At 72.1% G+C, this 19,390-nt stretch carries 15 protein-coding genes; 4 read left to right on the top strand and 11 right to left on the bottom strand.

Features of this window, described 5'->3' with window-relative positions:
* Positions 1-264: 264 nt before the first annotated feature.
* The 10 genes from ACLVWQ_RS19245 to ACLVWQ_RS19200 all read right to left on the bottom strand — a co-directional run bounded on the left by ACLVWQ_RS19245 (position 265) and on the right by ACLVWQ_RS19200 (position 13,826).
* The gene (locus ACLVWQ_RS19245) at positions 265-1,260 is read right to left on the bottom strand and encodes an ABC transporter substrate-binding protein (protein ID WP_414110113.1); all 996 of its coding nucleotides are present in this window, start codon (positions 1,258-1,260) and stop codon (positions 265-267) included.
* Position 1,261: 1 nt separating this feature from the next.
* Positions 1,262-3,286, bottom strand: coding sequence for an ABC transporter permease (locus ACLVWQ_RS19240; protein WP_414110112.1), 2,025 nt, complete (start codon positions 3,284-3,286; stop codon positions 1,262-1,264).
* The gene (locus ACLVWQ_RS19235) at positions 3,286-4,473 is read right to left on the bottom strand and encodes a quaternary amine ABC transporter ATP-binding protein (RefSeq protein ID WP_414110111.1); all 1,188 of its coding nucleotides are present in this window, start codon (positions 4,471-4,473) and stop codon (positions 3,286-3,288) included. The genes ACLVWQ_RS19240 and ACLVWQ_RS19235 overlap by 1 nt, the downstream gene beginning before the upstream one ends.
* On the bottom strand, positions 4,473-6,032 hold the full coding sequence (locus tag ACLVWQ_RS19230) for a GMC family oxidoreductase (protein ID WP_414110109.1): 1,560 nt from the start codon (positions 6,030-6,032) through the stop codon (positions 4,473-4,475). Before ACLVWQ_RS19230 ends, ACLVWQ_RS19235 begins: the two co-directional genes overlap by 1 nt.
* Before the next feature lie 73 nt (positions 6,033-6,105).
* Entirely contained in the window at positions 6,106-7,620 is a 1,515-nt protein-coding gene (locus tag ACLVWQ_RS19225; protein WP_414110108.1) for an aldehyde dehydrogenase family protein, read from the bottom strand.
* A 312-nt stretch (positions 7,621-7,932) separates the two neighbouring features.
* The gene (locus ACLVWQ_RS19220; protein ID WP_414110107.1) at positions 7,933-8,922 is read right to left on the bottom strand and encodes a malate dehydrogenase; all 990 of its coding nucleotides are present in this window, start codon (positions 8,920-8,922) and stop codon (positions 7,933-7,935) included.
* Between the two features lie 547 nt (positions 8,923-9,469).
* Positions 9,470-10,759, bottom strand: a complete 1,290-nt coding sequence (locus ACLVWQ_RS19215; protein WP_414110106.1) for a DUF2690 domain-containing protein — start codon at positions 10,757-10,759, stop codon at positions 9,470-9,472.
* Between the two features lie 441 nt (positions 10,760-11,200).
* Positions 11,201-11,755, bottom strand: coding sequence for a helix-turn-helix domain-containing protein (locus ACLVWQ_RS19210; protein WP_414110104.1), 555 nt, complete (start codon positions 11,753-11,755; stop codon positions 11,201-11,203).
* Between the two features lie 75 nt (positions 11,756-11,830).
* Complete coding sequence (locus tag ACLVWQ_RS19205) at positions 11,831-12,487, bottom strand: DUF3017 domain-containing protein (protein ID WP_414110103.1); 657 nt, start codon at positions 12,485-12,487, stop codon at positions 11,831-11,833.
* 484 nt (positions 12,488-12,971) lie between these two features.
* A complete protein-coding gene (locus ACLVWQ_RS19200) occupies positions 12,972-13,826 on the bottom strand; it encodes a bifunctional methylenetetrahydrofolate dehydrogenase/methenyltetrahydrofolate cyclohydrolase (RefSeq protein ID WP_414110101.1) in 855 nt (284 codons plus the stop codon).
* 232 nt (positions 13,827-14,058) lie between these two features.
* Between ACLVWQ_RS19200 and ACLVWQ_RS19195 the strand changes: the two genes are divergently transcribed.
* From ACLVWQ_RS19195 to ACLVWQ_RS19180, 4 genes are all read left to right on the top strand, one after another.
* Positions 14,059-14,682 (top strand): RDD family protein, encoded by a 624-nt coding sequence (locus tag ACLVWQ_RS19195; RefSeq protein ID WP_414110099.1) that lies wholly within the window; start codon positions 14,059-14,061, stop codon positions 14,680-14,682.
* A 156-nt stretch (positions 14,683-14,838) separates the two neighbouring features.
* Complete coding sequence (locus ACLVWQ_RS19190) at positions 14,839-15,594, top strand: FHA domain-containing protein (protein ID WP_414110098.1); 756 nt, start codon at positions 14,839-14,841, stop codon at positions 15,592-15,594.
* Entirely contained in the window at positions 15,591-17,177 is a 1,587-nt protein-coding gene (locus tag ACLVWQ_RS19185; RefSeq protein WP_414110097.1) for a serine/threonine protein kinase, read from the top strand. The genes ACLVWQ_RS19190 and ACLVWQ_RS19185 overlap by 4 nt, the downstream gene beginning before the upstream one ends.
* A gap of 94 nt (positions 17,178-17,271) precedes the next feature.
* Positions 17,272-17,685, top strand: coding sequence for a hypothetical protein (locus ACLVWQ_RS19180; RefSeq protein ID WP_414110096.1), 414 nt, complete (start codon positions 17,272-17,274; stop codon positions 17,683-17,685).
* An 87-nt stretch (positions 17,686-17,772) separates the two neighbouring features.
* Here ACLVWQ_RS19180 and purH read toward each other — a convergent pair whose 3' ends face one another.
* Entirely contained in the window at positions 17,773-19,317 is a 1,545-nt protein-coding gene (gene purH / locus ACLVWQ_RS19175; RefSeq protein ID WP_414110388.1) for a bifunctional phosphoribosylaminoimidazolecarboxamide formyltransferase/IMP cyclohydrolase, read from the bottom strand.
* Positions 19,318-19,390 lie beyond the last annotated feature (73 nt).

The following is a 19,390-nucleotide window of genomic DNA, read 5'->3' as shown; positions in this document are numbered from 1 at the left end:
CCACGGCGGACCCGCACCCAACATCCGAGGCCAGCCCCCTCCCGACCTTTTAGGGGCGCGGGGAACTGCGCAACCAACCGCGACGCCCCCGCAGGCGAAATCCGGGGCCAGCCCCCTCCCACTCAGGGGCGCGGGGAACTGCGCGACCAGCCCCCACCGAACCCGCACCCGAAAACCCCGCCCAAGCCCCGCAGGGGGGCGCGGGGAACTGCGCGACCGGCCCCCACCGAACCCGCACCCACACCCGCCAAACCGGCCGACCCCCTACTCGGCCAGCCACTGCCTCCACGTCGGCTCATTCCCCCGTACCCACTTCGCCGCCGCGTCCTCCGGGGACAGTTTCTGGTCCGCGATCAGCAGCGAGACCTCGTTCTGGTCCTCGGTCGTCCACTTGAACTTCTTCAGGAACCCGGCCGCCCCACCCCCCGACTCGGCGAAGTCCGCGTTGAGATACTTCTGCAGCGGAGTGTGCGGATACGCGCAGGCGACCGCCGCCGGATCCGCGTCGCACCCCTCCTCGTACGCGGGCAGCTTCACCTCCGTCATCGGCACCTTCTCGAACAGCCACTGCGGCGTGTACCAGTAGGAGAGGAACGGCTTCTTCTCCTTGGCGAACTGCTTCATCTGGGTGATCTGCGCCGCCTCGGAACCGGCGAACACCACCTGGTAGTCGAGGTCCAGGTTCTTCACCAGTGCCTTGTCGTTCGTGACGTAGGACGGCGAACCGTCGATCAGCTGCCCCTTGCCACCACTCTCGGCAGTGCGCATCCGGTCGGCGTACTTGTCGAGGTTCTTCCAGTCCGTCACATCGGGGTGCTGCTTCGCGAAGTACGTCGGTACGAACCACCCGATGTGCCCGGTGACCCCGAGCCCGCCGCCCTTCACGATCGTCTTCTTGTCCTCGACGTACCGCTGCTCCTGGTCGGGGTGGCCCCAGTCCTCCAGGATCGCGTCGACCCGGCCCTGGCTGAGCGCGTCCCACGCGGGGACCTCGTCGACCTGGACGGTGTCGACGCGATAGCCGAGTTCGTGCTCCAGCAGATACCGCGCGACGGCCACGTTGGCCTGCGCGCCGACCCAGGACTGCACGGAGAGGGTCACGGTCTTCGCCCCCTGCGCGTTGGCGAAGGGCGAGGCCTGCTTGGTCATGTCGGCGGCTCCACAGCCGGCCGTCAGCACCATCAGCAGGGAGCAGCCGAGGGCCGGCGCACCCCTCCTGAGCGCACCCCTCCTGAGCGCACCGGTCATACGCGTACGCATCTCAGCTTCCCTTCTTCGTACGGCGCCGCGTCGGCTGTGTCACCCGGTCGAGCATCAGGCCGAGGCAGACGATCGCCGCGCCGGCCACCAGACCGGTCGCCAGGTCGCCCTGGGCGAGCCCGAACACGACGTCGTAGCCGAGCGCGCCACCGCCGACCAGGCCGCCGATGATGACGACGGCGAGGACGAGGACGACGCCCTGGTTCACGGCGAGCAGCAGTGCCGGGCGGGCCAACGGCAGTTGGACCTGGCGGAGTTGCTGCCAGGCGGTCGCGCCCATGGACCGCGAGGCCTCCATCGCCGCCGGGTCCACATGGCGCAGGCCCTGGGTGGTGATGCGGACGACGGCGGGCAGCGCGTAGACGACCGCGGCGGCGACCGCGGGGGCCCGGCCGACGCCGAAGAGCGCCACGACGGGGATGAGGTAGACGAACTGCGGCATCGTCTGGAAGACGTCCAGGACGGGCCGCAGCAGCCGTTCGCAGCGCTCGCTCCTGGCCGCCGCGACAGCGGTTCCGAAGCCCAGGACCAGGGTGACGGCGACCGCCGCGAGGACCTGCGACAACGTGTCGAGGGACGGCCCCCAGACGCCGAGCACCCCGATCGCGGCCATCGCGAGGACGGCGGTCAGCGCGGTGCGCCAGGTGCCGATCAGCCAGGCGAGCGCGGCGACGATCAGCAGGACCGACCACCAGGGCAGCCACTGCAGGCCCTCGCGCACCGGGTTCAGGACGCCGGTGGTGAAGTGGGCCGCCCAGTCGGCGGTGCCGCCCACGTAGGGGACGCCGGAGTAGAGGTGGTCGGTCATCCAGTCGACGGCGCGGTTCACCGGCTCGGCGATGTTCACGAGCCAGCTCTCGGGCCAGTCGAGCCGGCCCGCCAGCCGTCCGGCGACCGCGACGGCCGACGCGGCGACGGCGGCGACGACCCAGCCGGTCCAGCCGGTCCGGGCGGTTCCGGTCCAGGCGAACCGTCCGGACCGACCGGACCGGCCGGACCCGTGGCCGCCGGTCTCCCCGAGGCCCTCCCGGGCCCCCTCCCCCGCCGCTCCCGTCACCCGGTCCAGGACGACCGCGAGCAGCACGATCGGGATGCCGGCGGCGAGCGCGGCGCCGACGTCGACCGAGGCGAGCGCCTGGTAGACGCGGTCACCGAGGCCGCCCGCACCGATCACGGACGCGATGACGGCCATCGAGAGGGCCATCATGATCGTCTGGTTGAGGCCGAGCAGGAGTTCCTTGCGGGCGAGCGGCAGCCGGGCCGTGAGCAGCCGCTGGCGCCCGGTGGTGCCCAGCGACTCGACGGCCTCCATCACCCCGGGGTCCGCGCCGCGCAGACCGAGCGCGGTGAGCCGGGCCATGGGCGGCGCCGCGTACACGACGGTGGCGAGCACCGCCGCCGGGACGCCGATGCCGAAGACGAGGACGACCGGCAGGAGGTAGGCGAAGGCCGGGAGCACCTGCATGGTGTCCAGGACGGGGCGCAGCGCGCGGTACGTACGGTCGGAGAGCCCGGCGGCGAGGCCGAGCAGCGCGCCCAGTACGACGGAGGCGAGGACCGCGACCACCATGAGCGCGAGCGTCTGCATGGTGGGGATCCACATGCCGAGCAGCCCGCAGGCCAGGACGGCGACAGCGGTCCCGAGCGCGAGACGCACCCCGGCGACCCGCCAGGCGACCAGCGCCGCGGCGGCCGTGACGCCCGCCCAGCCGGCGGCGAGCAGGACGAGGTAGACGGCGCGTACGGACAGGACGACGGCGTTGGAGACGTGTCCGAAGAAGTAGAGGAACAGCGGGTGGCTGTCCCGGTTGTCGATGATCCAGGTGCTGGCTCTGCCGAGGGGTTCGGAGAGGTCGACGGTGAGGGCGTCCGGCCAGGTGCCGCTCGCCCAGCGGGCGTGGGCCAGCGGGACGAGGACGGCCGCCACGACGGCGAGCAGGAGCAGCTTGCCGACGGCCGGGCGCTGGAGGAACGTGCGGAAGCCGGGCGGTACGGCCCGGGGTGCGGAGGTGGTGACGGTGGCCATCAGGCCGCCCCCTCGGCGACCGAGCCGTCGGCGGTGTCGGCGGCATCGGCGGAGCCGAGCTCGGCGGTCGTGCCCGCGGGCCGCTCGACGACCGGTCCCGCGGGGCCGGTGTCCGTACCCGCCACCACCTTGAGCAGCGCGTCCGAGTCCACGACCCCGAGGCAGCGGCCCTGGTCCATCACCCGGGCCGGCTGTCCCGAGCGCGCGACCGCCTCGATGGCCTGCGAGACCGTGGACCGCGGCGACAGCGCCGGACCCTCGCCGGCCTCCCGCGCCGACGCGGCGCGCATGGCCGTGCGGACCGTCAGGACCTGCTCGCGCGGCACGTCCCGGACGAACTCGCGTACGTAGTCGTCGGCGGGCGAGCCCACGATCTCCTCGGGCGTGCCCAGCTGGACGACCCGGCCGTCGCGCATGAGGGCGATCCGGTCGCCCAGGCGCAGGGCCTCGTTGAGGTCGTGGGTGATGAAGACCATCGTGCGGCCCTCCTCACCGTGCAGCCGGATCACCTCCTCCTGCATGTCGCGCCGGATCAGCGGGTCGAGCGCGCTGAACGGCTCGTCGAACAGCAGGACCTCGGGGTCCACCGCCAGCGCCCGCGCGAGTCCGACGCGCTGCTGCTGACCGCCGGAGAGCTGACCGGGGCGCCGCTGCTCCAGGCCTTCGAGGCCGACCTTCGCGACGACCTCCTGCGCCTTCGCGCGCCGCTCGCGCCGCGGCACCCCCTGGACCTCCAGGCCGTACGCGACGTTGTCGAGCACGGAACGGTGCGGCAGCAGGCCGAAGTGCTGGAAGACCATCGCGGCCCGGTGGCGGCGCAGTTCACGCAGCCGTGCCCGGTCCATCGCGCGGACGTCCTCGCCGTCGATGACGATCGAGCCGGCGGTCGGCTCGATGAGCCGGGTCAGACAGCGTACGAGGGTGGACTTGCCGGAGCCGGACAGGCCCATGACGACGAAGACCTCGCCCTTGCGCACCTCGAAGCTCACGTCCCGGACGGCGGCCGTACAGCCGGTACGGGACCGGAGTTCGGCGGCGGACAGGGCGGCCAGCTCGGGGTCGGCGGGGACCCGGTCGGCCTTGGGGCCGAAGACCTTCCACAGGCCGTCGACGGAGAAGACGGGTTCGGCGGACTCGGCGCCCCCGCGCTCGGCGGCGGCTTCCTGAACCGTGGTCGTCGTACTCATCACGCACCGCCTCCCAGCAGGTCCACACACTTTTCGCCGACCATGAGGACCCCGATCATCGGGTTCACGGCGGGCATGGTCGGAAAGACGGAGGCGTCGGCGATCCTGATGCCGTCGAGACCTCGGACGCGCAGCTCGGGGTCCACGACGGCGAGCCGGTCGTCGGCCGCGCCCATCCGGCAGGTGCCCGCCGGGTGGTACACGGTGTGGGCGACCTTCCGCGCGTACTCGCTCAGCTCCTCGTCGCCCGTCACCTCGGGTCCCGGGCACACCTCGCGCTTGAGCCAGTGCGCGAGCGGCTCGGCCTTCGCGATCTCGCGGGCGATGCGGATGCCGTCGACGAGGGTGCGGCCGTCGTAGTCCTCCTCGTCCGTGAAGTAGCGGAAGTCGAGGGCGGGTTTGTCGGCCGGGTCGGCGCTCGTCAGGTAGAGGCGGCCGCGGCTGCGCGGCTTGGGGATGTTCGGGGTCATCGAGACGCCGTGCGCGGGGCGTTCGTAGCCGAGGCGCTCCGGATTGTCCGTGAACGGGATCTGGTAGAAGTGGAACATCAGGTCGGGGCCCGCCCGTTCGGGGTCCCGCCGGACGAACAGGCCCGCGTCGGAGTCCATCGCGGAGTTCTCGGGGATGGGCCCGTCCGTCTCCCAGACGATGACCGACTCGGGATGGTCGAGCAGGTTCTCACCGACGCCCGGCAGGTCGTGGGCCACGGGTATGCCGAGCCGCTCCAGGTCCTCGCGCGGTCCGACCCCGGAGTGCAGGAGCAGCCGGGGCGAGTCGACGGCGCCGGCGCACAGCAGGACCTCGCGGCGGGCCCGTACGAGGAGTTCGTCCCCGTCCTTCGTCGTCACGTGCACGCCGCGGGCCCGGGTCCCGTCCAGCTCCAGTTTGTGGGCCCAGGTCTCCAGGTAGAGGCGGAGGTTGGGCCGCTCGTCCATGACGGGGTGCAGATAGGCGACGGACGCGCTGGAGCGCTTGTTGGTCTCCGGGTGGTAGGCGAGGTCGAAGAAGCCGGCCCCCTCGGTGAACGGCTTCTTGTTGAACCCCTCCACGCGCGGCACGCCCAGCGTCGACTGCGCCGCGTCCACGAAGTCGCGGGCGATGGCGTTCCGGTCCTTCTCGTCGACCGGCACGATGTTGTTGCGCAGGCGCGGGAAGTACGCCTCCATGGGGACCGAGCCCCAGCCCTCGGCGCCCGCCGCCTCCCACTCGTCCCAGTCGGACGGCAGCGGCTTGAACGCGATGAGGGTGTTGTGCGAGGAGCATCCGCCCAGGACCCGGGCGCGGCTGTGCCGGATGTGCGAGTTGCCGCGCGGCTGCTCGGTCGTCGGGTAGTCGTAGTCCAGCTCCCCGCCGAGCAGGCCCATCCAGCGGCGCAGGGTCAGGACGTCCTCGCGGTCGACGTCGCTGGGGCCGCCCTCGATGACGGCGACGGTGACGTCGGGGTTCTCGGTGAGCCGGGAGGCGATGACGGATCCGGCGGTGCCGCCGCCTATGACGACGTAGTCGTACGTGGCCGAGGGCGGGGGCGTGGTCGTGGGCGGGGTGTCTTCTTCGGGCATGGCGGGGCGCTCCAACGTGCCGTGTGCGGTGGGTGCGTGGGGAGGGGCGACGGGGCCGGGACGGGGGGCGTCGTCAGCCCGCGAACCACCGGACCGGCTTGGGAGCGAGGTTCTGGTAGACGTGCTTCGTCTCGCGGTACTCGGCGAGCCCGGCGGGCCCGAGCTCGCGGCCGACCCCGCTCTTGCCGAAGCCGCCCCACTCCGCCTGCGGAAGGTAGGGGTGGAAGTCGTTGATCCAGACGGTGCCGTGCCGCAGCCGTCCGGCCACGCGCCGGGCACGCCCCGCGTCGGTGGTCCAGACGCCGCCCGCGAGCCCGTACTCCGTGTCGTTGGCGAGCGCGACGGCCTCGTCCTCGGTGCGGAAGGTCTCCACGGTCAGGACCGGCCCGAACACCTCTTCCCGTACGACGCGCATCTCGCGGTGGCACTGGTCGAGGACGGTCGGCTCGTAGAAGTAGCCGGTGGCGGGGCGCTCGGCGGACGGGTCGGGGCGGGCGCCGCCGGTCCGCAGCACCGCGCCCTCCGCGAGCGCGGAGGCCACGTAGTCCTCGGTCTTCTCGCGCTGCTCGGCGGAGACGAGCGGGCCGCACTCGACGCCCTCCTCGGTGCCGCGGCCGAGCCGGATCCGTTCGGCCCTGCGCACCAGTTCGTCGACGAAGCGGTCGCGCACCGACTCCTCGACGATGAGCCGGGAGCCCGCCGAGCAGACCTGGCCGCTGTGGATGAACGCGGCGTTCAGGGCCTGGTCGACGGCGGTGTCGAAGCCCTCCGCGGTGGCGCAGGCGTCGGCGAAGACGACGTTGGGGTTCTTGCCGCCGAGTTCGAGGGCGACCTTCTTGACGGTGACGGCGGCGGCCTGCGCGACCTTCGTACCGCTGGCGAGCCCGCCGGTGAAGGAGACGAGGTCGACGTCCGGGTGCTCGGCGAGACGGGCACCGACGCTGTGCCCGGGGCCGGTGACGATGTTGGCCACTCCGGCGGGCAGCCCGGCCTCGACGAGCAGGTCGATGAGGGCGACGGTGGTCAGCGGGGTGATCTCGCTGGGCTTGACGACGAAGGTGTTCCCCGCGGCGAGGGCGGGTGCGATCTTCCAACTGGCTTGCAGCAGCGGGTAGTTCCAGGGCGTGATCATCGCGCAGACGCCGAGGGGTTCGTGTACGACGACGCTGTGGATGTCGTCCGAGCCGGCGTCGACGACCCGTCCGCCGCCCTCTCCGACGACGAGGTCGGCGAAGTACCGGAAGGCGTCGGCGACGCAGTCGATGTCGACCCGCCCCTCCTCCAGGGTCTTGCCCGCGTCCCGGCTCTCCAGGAGCCCGAGCGGCTCGCGGTCGCGGACGAGGAGGTCGGCGACGCGGCGCAGCAGTGCGGCCCGCTCCGTGACGGGCGTCCGGGGCCACACTCCGTGGTCGAAGGCTTCCCGGGCGGCCTCGACGGCCGCGTCCGTGTCGGGCACGCCGCCCTCGGAGACCTCGGCGAAGGGCTTCGCGTCCGCCGGGTCGAGGATGTCCCGCGTGTCGCCCGAGGCGGCCGCACGCCACTCCCCGCCCACATGGATCGTGTGCTGCGTCTGGTGTGCCGCTGCCACGTGGTGTGCCGCCTGCTGCTGTCCCGACATCTTCGGTGTTGCCTTCCGTCCTGTTCCGTGCCCCTCTGCCGTCACGCGCGTGTCACTCTCGGGGGCCGGGTCCACCTGCCCCGAGGCCCGCGATACATGCGCGCGCCACGCCGGAAGTGCGCGGAGTCACGGAAAAGGCTTCAGGAAGCGCCGTCGGCGGCGGAACGCACCGATCCCCGGACGGCTGTCCGGGGATCGGTGGAGAACGGTGCTCGGTGGAGAACGGCGCTCGGTGCGAACGCGGAACTCGGGCGAGCGGCGGGGCTCAGGCGAGCGCGGGGCTCAGATGAGGCCGAGGGCGCGGACCGCCTCGCGCTCCTCGTCCAGCTCCTTCACCGACGCGTCGATGCGGGCGCGGGAGAACTCGTTGATGTCGAGGCCCTGCACGATCTCGTACGAGCCGTCCTTCGTGGTGACGGGGAAGGAGGAGATGAGGCCCTCGGCGACACCGTACGAACCGTCGGACGGGATGCCCATGGAGGTCCAGTCGCCGTCCGCGGTGCCGTTGACCCAGGTGTACACGTGGTCGATGGCGGCGTTCGCGGCGGAGGCGGCGGAGGAGGCGCCACGGGCCTCGATGATGGCCGCGCCGCGCTTGGCGACGGTCGGGATGAACTCCTCGGCCAGCCACTTCTCGTCGTTCACGGTCTCGGCGGCGTTCTTGCCGGCGACCGTGGCGTGGAAGATGTCGGGGTACTGGGTGGCGGAGTGGTTGCCCCAGATGGTGAGTCGCTTGATGTCCGCGACCGTGGAGCCCGTCTTCTTCGCGAGCTGCGTGAGCGCGCGGTTGTGGTCCAGGCGGGTCATCGCCGTGAAGCGCTCGGCCGGTACGTCCGGGGCGGCGGCCTGGGCGATGAGGGCGTTGGTGTTGGCCGGGTTGCCGACGACGAGGATCTTGACGTCGTCCGCGGCGTGGTCGTTGATGGCCTTGCCCTGGGGCTTGAAGATGCCGCCGTTGGCCTCCAGGAGGTCACCGCGCTCCATGCCCTTGCTGCGGGGGCGGGCGCCGACGAGCAGACCGACGTTCGTGCCGTCGAAGGCCACGTTCGGGTCGTCGGTGATCTCGATGCCCTGGAGGAGCGGGAAGGCGGAGTCGTCGAGCTCCATGGCGGTGCCCTCGGCGGCCTTCAGCGCCGGCGTGATCTCAAGAAGACGCAACTTGACCGGCACGTCCGCGCCGAGCAGCTGGCCGGAGGCGATGCGGAAGAGCAGGGCGTAACCGATCTGGCCGGCCGCGCCGGTGACGGTGACGTTCACGGGAGTGCGGGTCATGGCGTTCTCCGTATGACAGCTGACGGTGGGGCGTCCCTGCCCCGGGGTACGGAATCCCGGCCCTGGCGCTTCGATGATCGATCATCGGTTCCGATGATCGATCTCTTGGCGTCAAGAGAGATCCAGCGGCCAGGCTATCGCGCATCCACGATCCCGAACGTCCGGGCCACTGTGGCCCGCCCCACAGCCCCCCACCCGACCCAAGGGGCGCGGGCGCAGCCCGCCCTCAAGGGGCGCGGGGAACTGCGCGACCAGCCACACACGACCCGCACCCGACACCCGGCCCCAAGAGGCAAGGCGCAAGGGCAAGGGGGCAACAAGGGGGCAAGGGGCGCAGCCCCGCCTCCAAGGAGCACGGGGAACAGCCCGACCACCCCTCCCACCCCCCGGAGGGCAAAGGCGGCCGTCGATCCGGGAGAGTGGGCCGACGACCGCCAAGTGGGGCACCGGCCGAACCATCACCGGAATCCCGTGGGGGGTATGGACCGCCTGCCCCGAACGACGGCGACCATTCCTCACGTCCCTACGCCCCTACGCCCCTACGCCCCTACTTCGTGCACCCTTCCTGGCCCGACTGAAGCGTCGCGCAAGCCTTCGCCCCGGTGGCACTCTTCACCGCGACCATCGGCGTGTACGCATCGGTGTCCGTGTCGACCTCGGCGGTCTGCCCGGCAGCCGAACCCGCCGTTATCCGGACCGAGTCACCGGCCGCGGCCGCCGTGATCCGCGCCCACGCGGCCCCGCACGTCTCGCTGTAGCGCACCTCGACCTGGGCGGTACCGACAACGGCCTTCTCCACGGTCTGCGCCAGCGTCCCGCCGCAGCCCATGTTCTCCGGGTCCTTGCCCGTGCAGTCGGCGCCACTGCACTCGACACCGGCCGGCAGTTCCTTGCTCACGGTCGGGCTCGGGGTCGGCTTGGCCTCGTTGCCGCCCTTGCCACCGGCGGAGTTCGTGACGTACACGGCCACGGCCACCACCACGAGCGCGGCGACGACCCCCGCGAGGAACATGGTGAGCCGCCGCTTGCGCCGCTGCCCGTCGCTCGGACCGCCCGGCGCGGGCCGGGCGTCCTGAGGCGGCCCCCCGGCCGAACCGGCGGACACCGCAGGACCGTTGGGGACGGCGGAACCGGCCGAACCGTTGGGCCCGAAGGCTCCCGACGGACCGAACCCGGAGGAACCTGCACCCGAGGCCCCGGCCCCTCCCGGAGGCGAGGCGACGACTCCCCAACCGCCACCACGGACACCCGTACCGGAACCGGAACCGGACCCAGAACCGGGACCCGCACCCGCACCCGCACTCCCGCCTTCACCGCCGGAGGCCCCGGCACGGTACGGCGTTCTGTGCTCGTCCTCCCGCGCCGGACCCGGATTCTGCGGCGGCACCGTGGGGACCACTCCGGCAGGACCCGCGATACCCGGCGTGGGCGCGGCCGGCGCGCTCCCCCCTGCGCGCGCCTGCTTCGCGTCCCGTCCCCCCTTGGCCGGAGTCGGTCCGAACTCTCCCAGTGCGGCGCGCGCCTGGGAGATCCGTATCGCCTCCATGGTCATGTCGTGGCGTGCCTCCGAACGGCTCCAGGCCCGCTCGGCAAGCTCCCACATGGTCGTCAGATGGACGGGATTGGTCCCGGTCACCTCGGCCAGCGCCACGATCGCGCCCTTGGGCGCGAGCAGGCGGCCGTTCAGATACCGCTCCCAGGACGTCTTGCTGTATCCGGTGCGGTCGGCCACGGCGGCGATGCTCAGTCCACCGCGGTCGACGAGTCGGCGCAACTGGCTGGCGAACTCCCTGACCTGCGGATCGAGTTCATCCGGCAAGGCCCTCCAACGAGGCATTGCTACCCCCCTCTTTCCCCCCGTACGTGCTGGCTTTTCCCGCGCGTCGAGCCCTCTGCCGAGTCCCCGTTCCGGCTACCCACAGGGATGCGCCCAGTGAGGATCTCAGTTCCCGGGAGGGGGGTGCACACGGGAGCATTCGGGCCTGTGGGCATGCACCGTCGCATGCCCGCTGGTCTGCGGTCCAGTGTCCCATCGACTTGCCTCTCGGCTGACGAGATGGCCCGTCCGGTCCACGGGGACGCCCCGGGGTGTCCCTATTGCCCACGTTATCCATGGTCCCGGAGGTGATCTACATACATCCTTGAACTTGTCAAGACATCGACACACAGGGAACACATGCGCGATATCACGCGCCACTTGTGCCTTCAGGGGGATCACTCGCCCACCGGGGACAGGTCGGATCGTCGACCGTCCACGGCCGCCGCCGTCGCGGCCGCCTCACGACAGGGTGACGGCTCCCGCCACCGCGACCAGCAGCAGGACGAGGACGAGGAGCAGGGCGTACAGGAGCAGCCGGTGCGAGGAGTCACGGGCGGGGGCGACGGGCTCGGAACCGGAGTCGGAGCCGGAGTCGGACGTCTCGCCGCCGAGCAGGTCCCACCACGGCAGCGTCGGATCGTCCTCGTACCCGCCTTCCGTGGACGCGACCTCCGCGGCGCCGCCACCCGGCACGCCGTCACCCGTCGGGGCGCCGCCCGTCGCGGCCGGGGCGGGCATCGTGCGCGGCCAGACCCGCACCGCGAGTTCCCAGCGCACGGCGAACCGTTCCGCATCGGCTCTCGCGCCCGCGACCCGGCACAGGGCGATGACCGCCTGCCGGGGCGGGGGCTGGGTGGCGTTCAGGTAGCGGTGCCAGGAGGACTTGCTGTACGCGGTGCGCTCGGCCAGGGCGACCAGGCTGAGCCCCGTACGGTCCTTGAGCACCCGTAACTGCTCCACGAAGTGCCGCACCTCCGACGGAAGTTCCGTCGGCAGCGGCTGCCAGTCGCTCATGCTCCCCCCTCGCCCTCCTCCTCCGTCATTCAGTGTGCACCCGCCCCCGGGAGACGCCGGAACCGTCGCCGCCGCTCACGTCCTGATCGTGAAGTGCAACGTGTCGTCGAGGAACGGAAGCACCAGCCAGGGGTGCGGCTGCGCCATCATCGCGAGCAGCGCGATGGTCACCCCGAGCACGCCGTACGTGACGAGGTCGGTGAACCGGGACCGGACGGCGAGCATGCCGACGTCGGGCAGCATCCAGCGCATGACGCCGCCCGCGAGCAGCGCGAGGCCGATCAGCAGGGTGCCGACCTTGAACGCGTCGAGCGCGGTCAGCAGCAGCCCGAGCCCGACGAGGCCGGTGACCGTGAGAATCGGCCACTGCCGTGCGGGCGCGGGCGCGCCGCGGGGGGCCGCCCTGCCGCCGCCCTCGGGCCGGGCGGTGTCCCGCGTGAAGAGCGGGAAGCGCCGCGTGACCCGCCGGGGCTCCCCGTCGGGACCGGGCGCACTGACGGCATCCCGAACGGTGGGCTCCACCGAGGGCTCCGCCGGGGCTGCGGGATCAGCGGCGTCAGTCGAGTCGGCCGACTCGACGGGCTCCGCCGAACCTGCGGCATCGGCCGGCTCGGCCGGGCCGGTGGGAACGGCGGCGTCTGCCGAGTCGGCGGGATCAGCCGGCTCGGCGGAGTCGTCACCTTCGGACGCCGAGCCCGAAGCCGAGCCGGGCGCCGACGCCGGTTCCGGCACCGGTGCCGATGTCGAGGCCGGCGCTTCGGTCCTGACCGGACCCTCGGCCGAAGCCTCGCTCCCGGTCTCCGCCCCAGCCCCAGCCCCGGTCTCGGCCGAGGCCGGAACCGACACCGGGGTCGGTGTCGACGTCCCGGTCTTGGCCGGGCCCCCGGTCCCGGCCGAAGCCTCGCTCCCGGTCTCCGTTTCATCCCCCGTCCCGGTCCCCGCCGAGGCCGAGGCCGAAGCTGAGACCTCGGGATCGCCCTCAGCCGACGCCTCAGCCAGGCTCCCAGAGCCAGCCGGAGTCTCCAGCTCAGCCGAGGCGCCGGACCCAGCCGGAACGCCGGGACGAGCCGGGGCCCCGGACCCAGCCGGGGTCACGGGCTCAGCCAGGAGGCCGGATCCAGCCGAGGCGCCAGGCGTAGCCGGAACGTCGGGCTCGGTCGGCGTCCCGCTCTCCGTCGGGGACACTGCGTCGGCCGGGGCTGTCGGCCGCTCCCGCTCAGCCGGCACTGCGTTCCGCCGCCTCGACCACGTTGACGAGCAGCTGGGCGCGGGTCATCGGGCCCACCCCGCCCGGGTTCGGCGAGATCCACGCGGCGACCTCGGCCACACCGGGGTGGACGTCGCCCACGATCTTGCCCTCGGCGTTGCGGGAGACCCCCACGTCGAGGACGGCCGCCCCCGGCTTCACGTCCTCCGGGCGGATCAGGTGCGCGGAACCGGCCGCCGCGACGATGATGTCGGCCCGGCGCAGATGCGCGGCGAGGTCGCGCGTACCGGTGTGGCACTGCGTCACCGTCGCGTTCTCCGAGCGCCGCGTGAGCAGCAGCGGCATCGACCGGCCGATCGTCACCCCACGGCCGACGACCACGACCTCCGCGCCCTTGATCTCCACTCCGTACTGCCGGAGCAGGGTGAGGACACCGTTCGGGGTGCAGGGCAGCGGCGCCGGCTCGTTCAGGACGAGACGGCCGAGGTTCATCGGGTGGAGCCCGTCCGCGTCCTTGTCGGGGTCCATCAGCTCCAGGATGCGGTTCTCGTCGATGCCCTTGGGGAGCGGCAGCTGGACGATGTAACCGGTGCAGGAGGGGTCCTCGTTGAGGTCACGGACGACCGCCTCGATCTCCTCCTGCGTGGCGGTCGCGGGCAGTTCGCGCTGGATGGAGGCGATGCCGACCTGCGCGCAGTCGCGGTGCTTGCCCGCGACGTACTTCTGGCTGCCGGGGTCGTCACCCACCAGGACGGTGCCGAGTCCTGGTGTGAGGCCCTTCTCCTTCAGGGCCGCCACGCGGACGGTCAGATCGGACTTGATCGCGGCTGCGGTGGCCTTGCCATCGAGAATCTGGGCGGTCATGTGCCCATCCTCGCGGATGACGGGGTCCCGGTTCCAATCGGGCCCTGGCCGGAGATCACGCAGGTTGCAGCTGCACAACACATGATTCTGCGGGCTGGACAAGAACTCGCCCTCGATAGAACGATGAAAAACGCAGTACTGCGGCCGGCACCGGGGGGCAAACCGCTCACATCATGATGTTCCTCCGCGCGCATCCGCACCGTCCCCAAATGCGCAACGGAGGAAATCAGCCATGAGCTTCGGCCCGCCCCAGCCCAACGACCCGTACGGACAGCCGCAGAACCCCCAGCAGGGTTACGGCTACCCGCAGCAGGGCCAGCAGCCGCCCCCCGGCTACGGCTACCCGCAGGCGCCGCAGGGCGTGCCGCCCCAGCAGGGCTACGGCTACCCGCAGCAGCCCGGCCAGCAGTACCCCGGCTACCCCGACCCCAGCCAGCAGATGTACGGCGGCATGCCCCCGTACGCCCACTGGGGTCAGCGGTTCCTGGCGACGCTGGTGGACGGGCTCGTCCTCCTGGTCGCCTACCTCCCCGCGGTGATCGGGGCGGCCATCGGCACCGACTCCGCAGCGGCGATCTTCGGTCTCATCACCTTCGTCGCCATCATCGGCGTGGCCATCTGGATGCTGGTCCAGGAAGGCAGGACGGGCCAGACCATCGGCAAGAAGGCGCTCGGCATCCGGCTGCTGCGGGAGATCGACGGCAGGCCGCTCGGTGTCGGCATGGCGTTCGTCCGCCGCCTCGCGCACTTCCTCGACAGCGTCGCCTGCTACATCGGCTGGCTGTGGCCGCTGTGGGACGCCAAGAAGCAGACGTTCGCCGACAAGGTGTGCAGCTCGGTGGTCGTCAAGGGCTGACGCCGGTCAGGAGATCCCCGGGAACACCCGCTCCGGAACGACGCGTTCACGCCATTCATGCCAAGGGCCGTGTTCCACCCGCCCAGAGGGGACACGGCCCTGGCGCGTCCGCCTACCCTGATCCCACAGCTGAACACGGGACGGGGAGAACGAACCTTGTACAGCATCATCGTGGTACCTCCACCGGCCACGGAGCGCGAGCGCGGCGGACCCGACAGCTCCCGGCTCCGGCTGGCCCCCGGCGAGCGGCTGGCGTTCGGCCGCTCGGCGAGCGGCAACGAACTCGCGATCGCGCACGAAGGCGTGTCCCGCAAGGCGGGCGAGATCACCGCGCAGGGCACCTTCTGGACGCTGAGCAATCTCTCGTCCCACCAGACGTACGTCGTGGAGAACCCGGAGGGCGCGGGCGAGCACATCAAGGTGGGTCCCGGCCGGCTGGACGCGCCGATCCCCTTCGAGTTCTCGCGGATCGTCCTGCCGGCGGCGGGCGACCTGCTGCCCGTCGAGGTGTGGGCACCCCGGCACGACTATCTGCGGTCCCCGCAGGGTCTGGACGGTACGACGACCGCGCCCGCCTTCTCCGTCGACCGCACGAAACGCTACTTCGCGGTCCTCGCCGCCCTCTGCGAACCCCGCCTGCGCGGTGAACCGCACGCCCCGCTGCCCACGGTGGACCAGGTCGTCGACCGATTACGCCCGAACTGGCAGGCCGCGTCCCGCACTTCTGTGCAGTGGAACATCGACTATCTCGCCGTGAAGCTCCGCCTCAAGCCGGGCCCGGAGACGGCGGACAGCGGCCCGCGCCTCAACGGCAAGAAGGAGTCCCTGGTGTCCCTGGCGCTCCGCTTCGACCTGGTGCGGGAGGACGACCTGTCCGTCCTGGCGACGCCGGTGCGGCGGGAGGCACGGTGACCGAGGCGTACGCGGTGGCGGTACCGAAGGGGTACCGGGTCGGGTCCTGGGAGGTACGGGAGCCCATCGCCACGGGCGCGTTCGGGAGTGTGTACGAGGCCCGTCGGGTCCGGCCGGGCGACGGACTGCCGCAGTCGGCCGCGCTGAAGTTCCTGCCCACCGGCACGGGTACGCCGCGACAACTGGCCCACCTGCGCGAACTGACCGAGCGCGAGCTGGAGTTGCACCGCAGGCTCAAGCGGCCCCGGCTGATCCGCATGTACGAGACCCTCACGGTCGACGACCCGGACCGCCCGGAACTGGACGGCGCCACCGTCCTCGTACTGGAACGGGCGGCGGGCTCCCTGGCGGGGCTCCTGACCCGTTCTCCGCGGCCGCCGCACGGGCCCGCCCTGCTCGCGCAGATCTGCGAGGGGCTGACCCAGCTGCACAGCGCGGGCTGGGTGCACGGCGACCTCAAGCCCGCCAACGTCCTGCTGATGGACGACGGTTCGGCCCGGCTCGCGGACTTCAACATGGCCGCCGAGCTGGAGGGCACCCACGCCTACACGCCGGCGTTCTCCACGCCCGACTACACACCGCCCGAGATGCTCTGGTCCGAGATCGGCGAGCGCGGGCGGCAGACGAGACCCTCGGCCGACGTGTGGGCGTTCGGGGTCCTCGCGCACCTCGTCCTGACGGACTCGTTCCCCCTGCCGGGCGGCACCCCCTCGGCCCGCCGGGACGCCGCGGTGCGCTACGCGCGCGGCACGGACGAGCTGCGGCTCTCCCCCGAACTCCCGGACGGCTGGCGGGAGCTCGTACGCACCTGTCTGGCCCGGACGCACACGGAACGGATCTCCGGGGACGAACTGCTGCGGCGGGTCGCGGCGTTGGCCGGTACCGGCCGGTCCCCCCGACTGCCCTCCCGGCTGTCCTCCCGCCTGCCGAGGACGCGGGTCGGACCCGGACGCCGCACGGCGGTGGCCCTCGCCGCCGCGGCCGCCACCCTCGCCGCCTCCGCACTCGGATACGGCATCAGCACGTGGGTGGGCGGCACCGGGGACACCGACGCCGGCAGCCGGGGCGCCGAGACGAAGGGCGTCACCGCCGCCTCGTACGGCTCCGCCGAACTGCGCGCCGACCGGGGTATCCCCTCGGCGTACCGCCTGCTGATCGTCGAGACGGCGCACGACTGTGCTCAAGGCGATGTCACCCCGCCCCTGATCGCCGCCATGCTGAAGGTCGAGAGCGACTTCGACCCGGACCTCTCCGATCCGGCCAAGGACGAGTACGGCATCGCGCGTTGGACGCCGAGCGTGCTGCGCTGGTGGATGCACGCGGACGGCACCCCCGCCGAGTCGGTGCCCAAGCCGCCCTTCCCTCCTGCCGAGTCCATCCCGGCGATGGGCCGCTACCTGTGCTGGATCGCCCCCCGCCTGGACGACGACCTGCCGGGCGACCGCCGGGTACTGATCGCCACGGCGTACCGGACGTCCTACGCGAAGGTGAACGGCGCGGCCGGTGTTCCCCCGAAGTACCGCTCCTACGCCGACCGCGTCGCTCACCAACTCAAGGAATACACGCCCCCGGGCAAGAAGTGACCCTGAGAGTTCCGAGGTACCGCTCCCCCGCCCGTCCGCACGAGAGTGGAGTCGTCCACCTACGGGGGTGGCATCGCCAGGAGGGACACTCACCATGAAGCGCACTCTCGCCTCACTCGGAGCGGCGGCGGTACTGGCATCCGGAGCGATCATGATGGCTCCGGCCGGCGCGTCGGCGGCACCGAACGGCTGCTGGGGCAACGCCGGCACGAAGACGGACCCCGACGGCCGCTCGTACACCGCCCGTTACTGTCACAACTACCAGAGCGGCGACATCATCTGGTACCGCAACGACATCGGCGACCTGTACGCGGGCGACAACTGGTTCGTCTGCCAGACGAAGGACCCTGGCTTCCCCAACCCGCCCGTCGGCAGCGCCCGCAACGACTGGTGGCTCTACACCCAGGGTGACACCGGCAGCACCCACCACGCCTGGGGCTGGTTCCCGGCGACCAAGGTCTCGGGCGGCAACAACTGGGAGCCGGTCCCCGGCCTGCCCACCTGCTGACGCCCCTGGACCGGCGGCGGTCTCCGGCTCCTTCGGGGGAGGGCCGGAGGCCGCCGCTGCGCGTGTGTGACTCGGTGGAGACGTGACTCAGTGGAAGAAGTGCCGCGTCCCCGTGAAGTACATGGTGACGCCGGCCTTCTTCGCCGCCTCCACCACCAGTTCGTCGCGGACCGAACCGCCCGGCTGGACCACGGCCTTGATGCCGGCCGCGGTCAGGATCTCCAGTCCGTCGGGGAAGGGGAAGAACGCGTCCGAGGCCGCGAAGGCGCCCCGCGCGCGCTCGGCGCCCGCGCGCTCCACCGCGAGCTTGGCGGAGTCGACGCGGTTGACCTGGCCCATGCCGACGCCGACGGAGGCGCCGTCCTTGGCGAGGAGGATCGCGTTGGACTTGACGGCCCGGCAGGCCCGCCACGCGAAGGCCAGCTCGGCCAGTTCGCCCTCGGAGAGCGCGTCGCCGGTGGCCAGCGTCCAGGAGGACGGGTCGTCGCCGTCGGCCTGGAGGCGGTCGGCGGCCTGGAGGAGCCGGCCGCCGTCGATCTGCTTGATCTCCACCTGCGCCGCCGGACCCTGGTGGGCGCGGAGCACACGGATGTTCTTCTTCTTGGCGAGAGCCTCCAGCGCGCCGTCCTCGTACTCCGGCGCCACGATGACCTCGGTGAAGATCTCGGCGACCTGCTCCGCCATCTCCTTGGAGACCGGGCGGTTGACGGCGATGACGCCGCCGAACGCCGACAGCGGGTCGCACGCGTGCGCCTTGCGGTGCGCCTCGGCGACGTTCGCGCCGATCGCGATACCGCACGGGTTGGCGTGCTTGATGATCGCGACGCACGGGTCGTCGTGGTCGTACGCGGCACGGCGCGCGGCGTCCGTGTCCGTGTAGTTGTTGTACGACATCTCCTTGCCGTGCAACTGCTCGGCGTCTGCCAGGCCGCCGCCGCTCGACGCGGTGTCCACGTACAGGGCGGCGCCCTGGTGCGGGTTCTCGCCGTAGCGCAGGGTGTTGCGCTTCTCGAAGGTCGCACCGGCGAAGTCGGGGAAGCCCGAGTCGTCGGCGGGCGCGTACGCGCTCGCGAACCAGGAGGCCACCGCCACGTCGTACGCGGCGGTGTGCTGGAACGCCTCGGCGGCGAGCCGCTTGCGGGCGTGCAGGTCGAAGCCCCCGGCACGGACCGCGGACAGCACGTCGGCGTACCGCTCGGGGCTGGTGACCACGGACACGGACGGGTGGTTCTTGGCGGCGGCGCGGACCATCGAGGGCCCGCCGATGTCGATCTGCTCGACGCACTCGTCCGGGGTGGCGCCCGAGGCGACCGTCTCCCGGAACGGGTAGAGGTTCACGACGACCAGCTGGAACGGCTCCACGCCCAGCTCGGCGAGCTGCTCCCGGTGGGACTCCAGCCGCAGGTCGGCGAGGATGCCGGCGTGCACGCGCGGGTGCAGCGTCTTGACGCGGCCGTCCAGGCACTCGGGGAAGCCGGTGACCTCCTCGACCTTGGTGACCGGGACCCCGGCGGCGGCGATCCGCGCGGCGGTGGAGCCGGTGGAGACCAGCTCGACGCCCGCCGCGTGCAGACCGCGGGCCAGCTCCTCGAGTCCGGTCTTGTCGTAGACACTGACGAGCGCGCGCCGGATGACCCGCTTGGTCTCCTCCGCGCCGCTCTCGCCGGCCTGGGTGCGCTGCGTGTCCTGGGGGCTCGCGGCCGTG

The sequence above is a fragment of the Streptomyces sp. CWNU-52B genome, assembly GCF_047444975.1.
Taxonomy (GTDB): domain Bacteria; phylum Actinomycetota; class Actinomycetes; order Streptomycetales; family Streptomycetaceae; genus Streptomyces.
Note: the sequence above shows the minus strand (reverse complement) of the source record. Positions and strands in the feature narration are given on the sequence as shown.

Excerpts from the sequence above, each read along its gene's own strand:
- ACLVWQ_RS19245 (WP_414110113.1), bottom strand. The coding sequence starts at position 1,260 with ATGCGTACGCGTATGACCGGTGCGCTCAGGAGGGGTGCGCTCAGGAGG.
- ACLVWQ_RS19240 (WP_414110112.1), bottom strand. The coding sequence starts at position 3,286 with ATGGCCACCGTCACCACCTCCGCACCCCGGGCCGTACCGCCCGGCTTC.
- ACLVWQ_RS19235 (WP_414110111.1), bottom strand. The coding sequence starts at position 4,473 with ATGAGTACGACGACCACGGTTCAGGAAGCCGCCGCCGAGCGCGGGGGC.
- ACLVWQ_RS19230 (WP_414110109.1), bottom strand. The coding sequence starts at position 6,032 with ATGCCCGAAGAAGACACCCCGCCCACGACCACGCCCCCGCCCTCGGCC.
- ACLVWQ_RS19220 (WP_414110107.1), bottom strand. The coding sequence starts at position 8,922 with ATGACCCGCACTCCCGTGAACGTCACCGTCACCGGCGCGGCCGGCCAG.
- ACLVWQ_RS19215 (WP_414110106.1), bottom strand. The coding sequence starts at position 10,759 with ATGCCTCGTTGGAGGGCCTTGCCGGATGAACTCGATCCGCAGGTCAGG.
- ACLVWQ_RS19210 (WP_414110104.1), bottom strand. The coding sequence starts at position 11,755 with ATGAGCGACTGGCAGCCGCTGCCGACGGAACTTCCGTCGGAGGTGCGG.
- ACLVWQ_RS19200 (WP_414110101.1), bottom strand. The coding sequence starts at position 13,826 with ATGACCGCCCAGATTCTCGATGGCAAGGCCACCGCAGCCGCGATCAAG.
- ACLVWQ_RS19195 (WP_414110099.1), top strand. The coding sequence starts at position 14,059 with ATGAGCTTCGGCCCGCCCCAGCCCAACGACCCGTACGGACAGCCGCAG.
- ACLVWQ_RS19180 (WP_414110096.1), top strand. The coding sequence starts at position 17,272 with ATGAAGCGCACTCTCGCCTCACTCGGAGCGGCGGCGGTACTGGCATCC.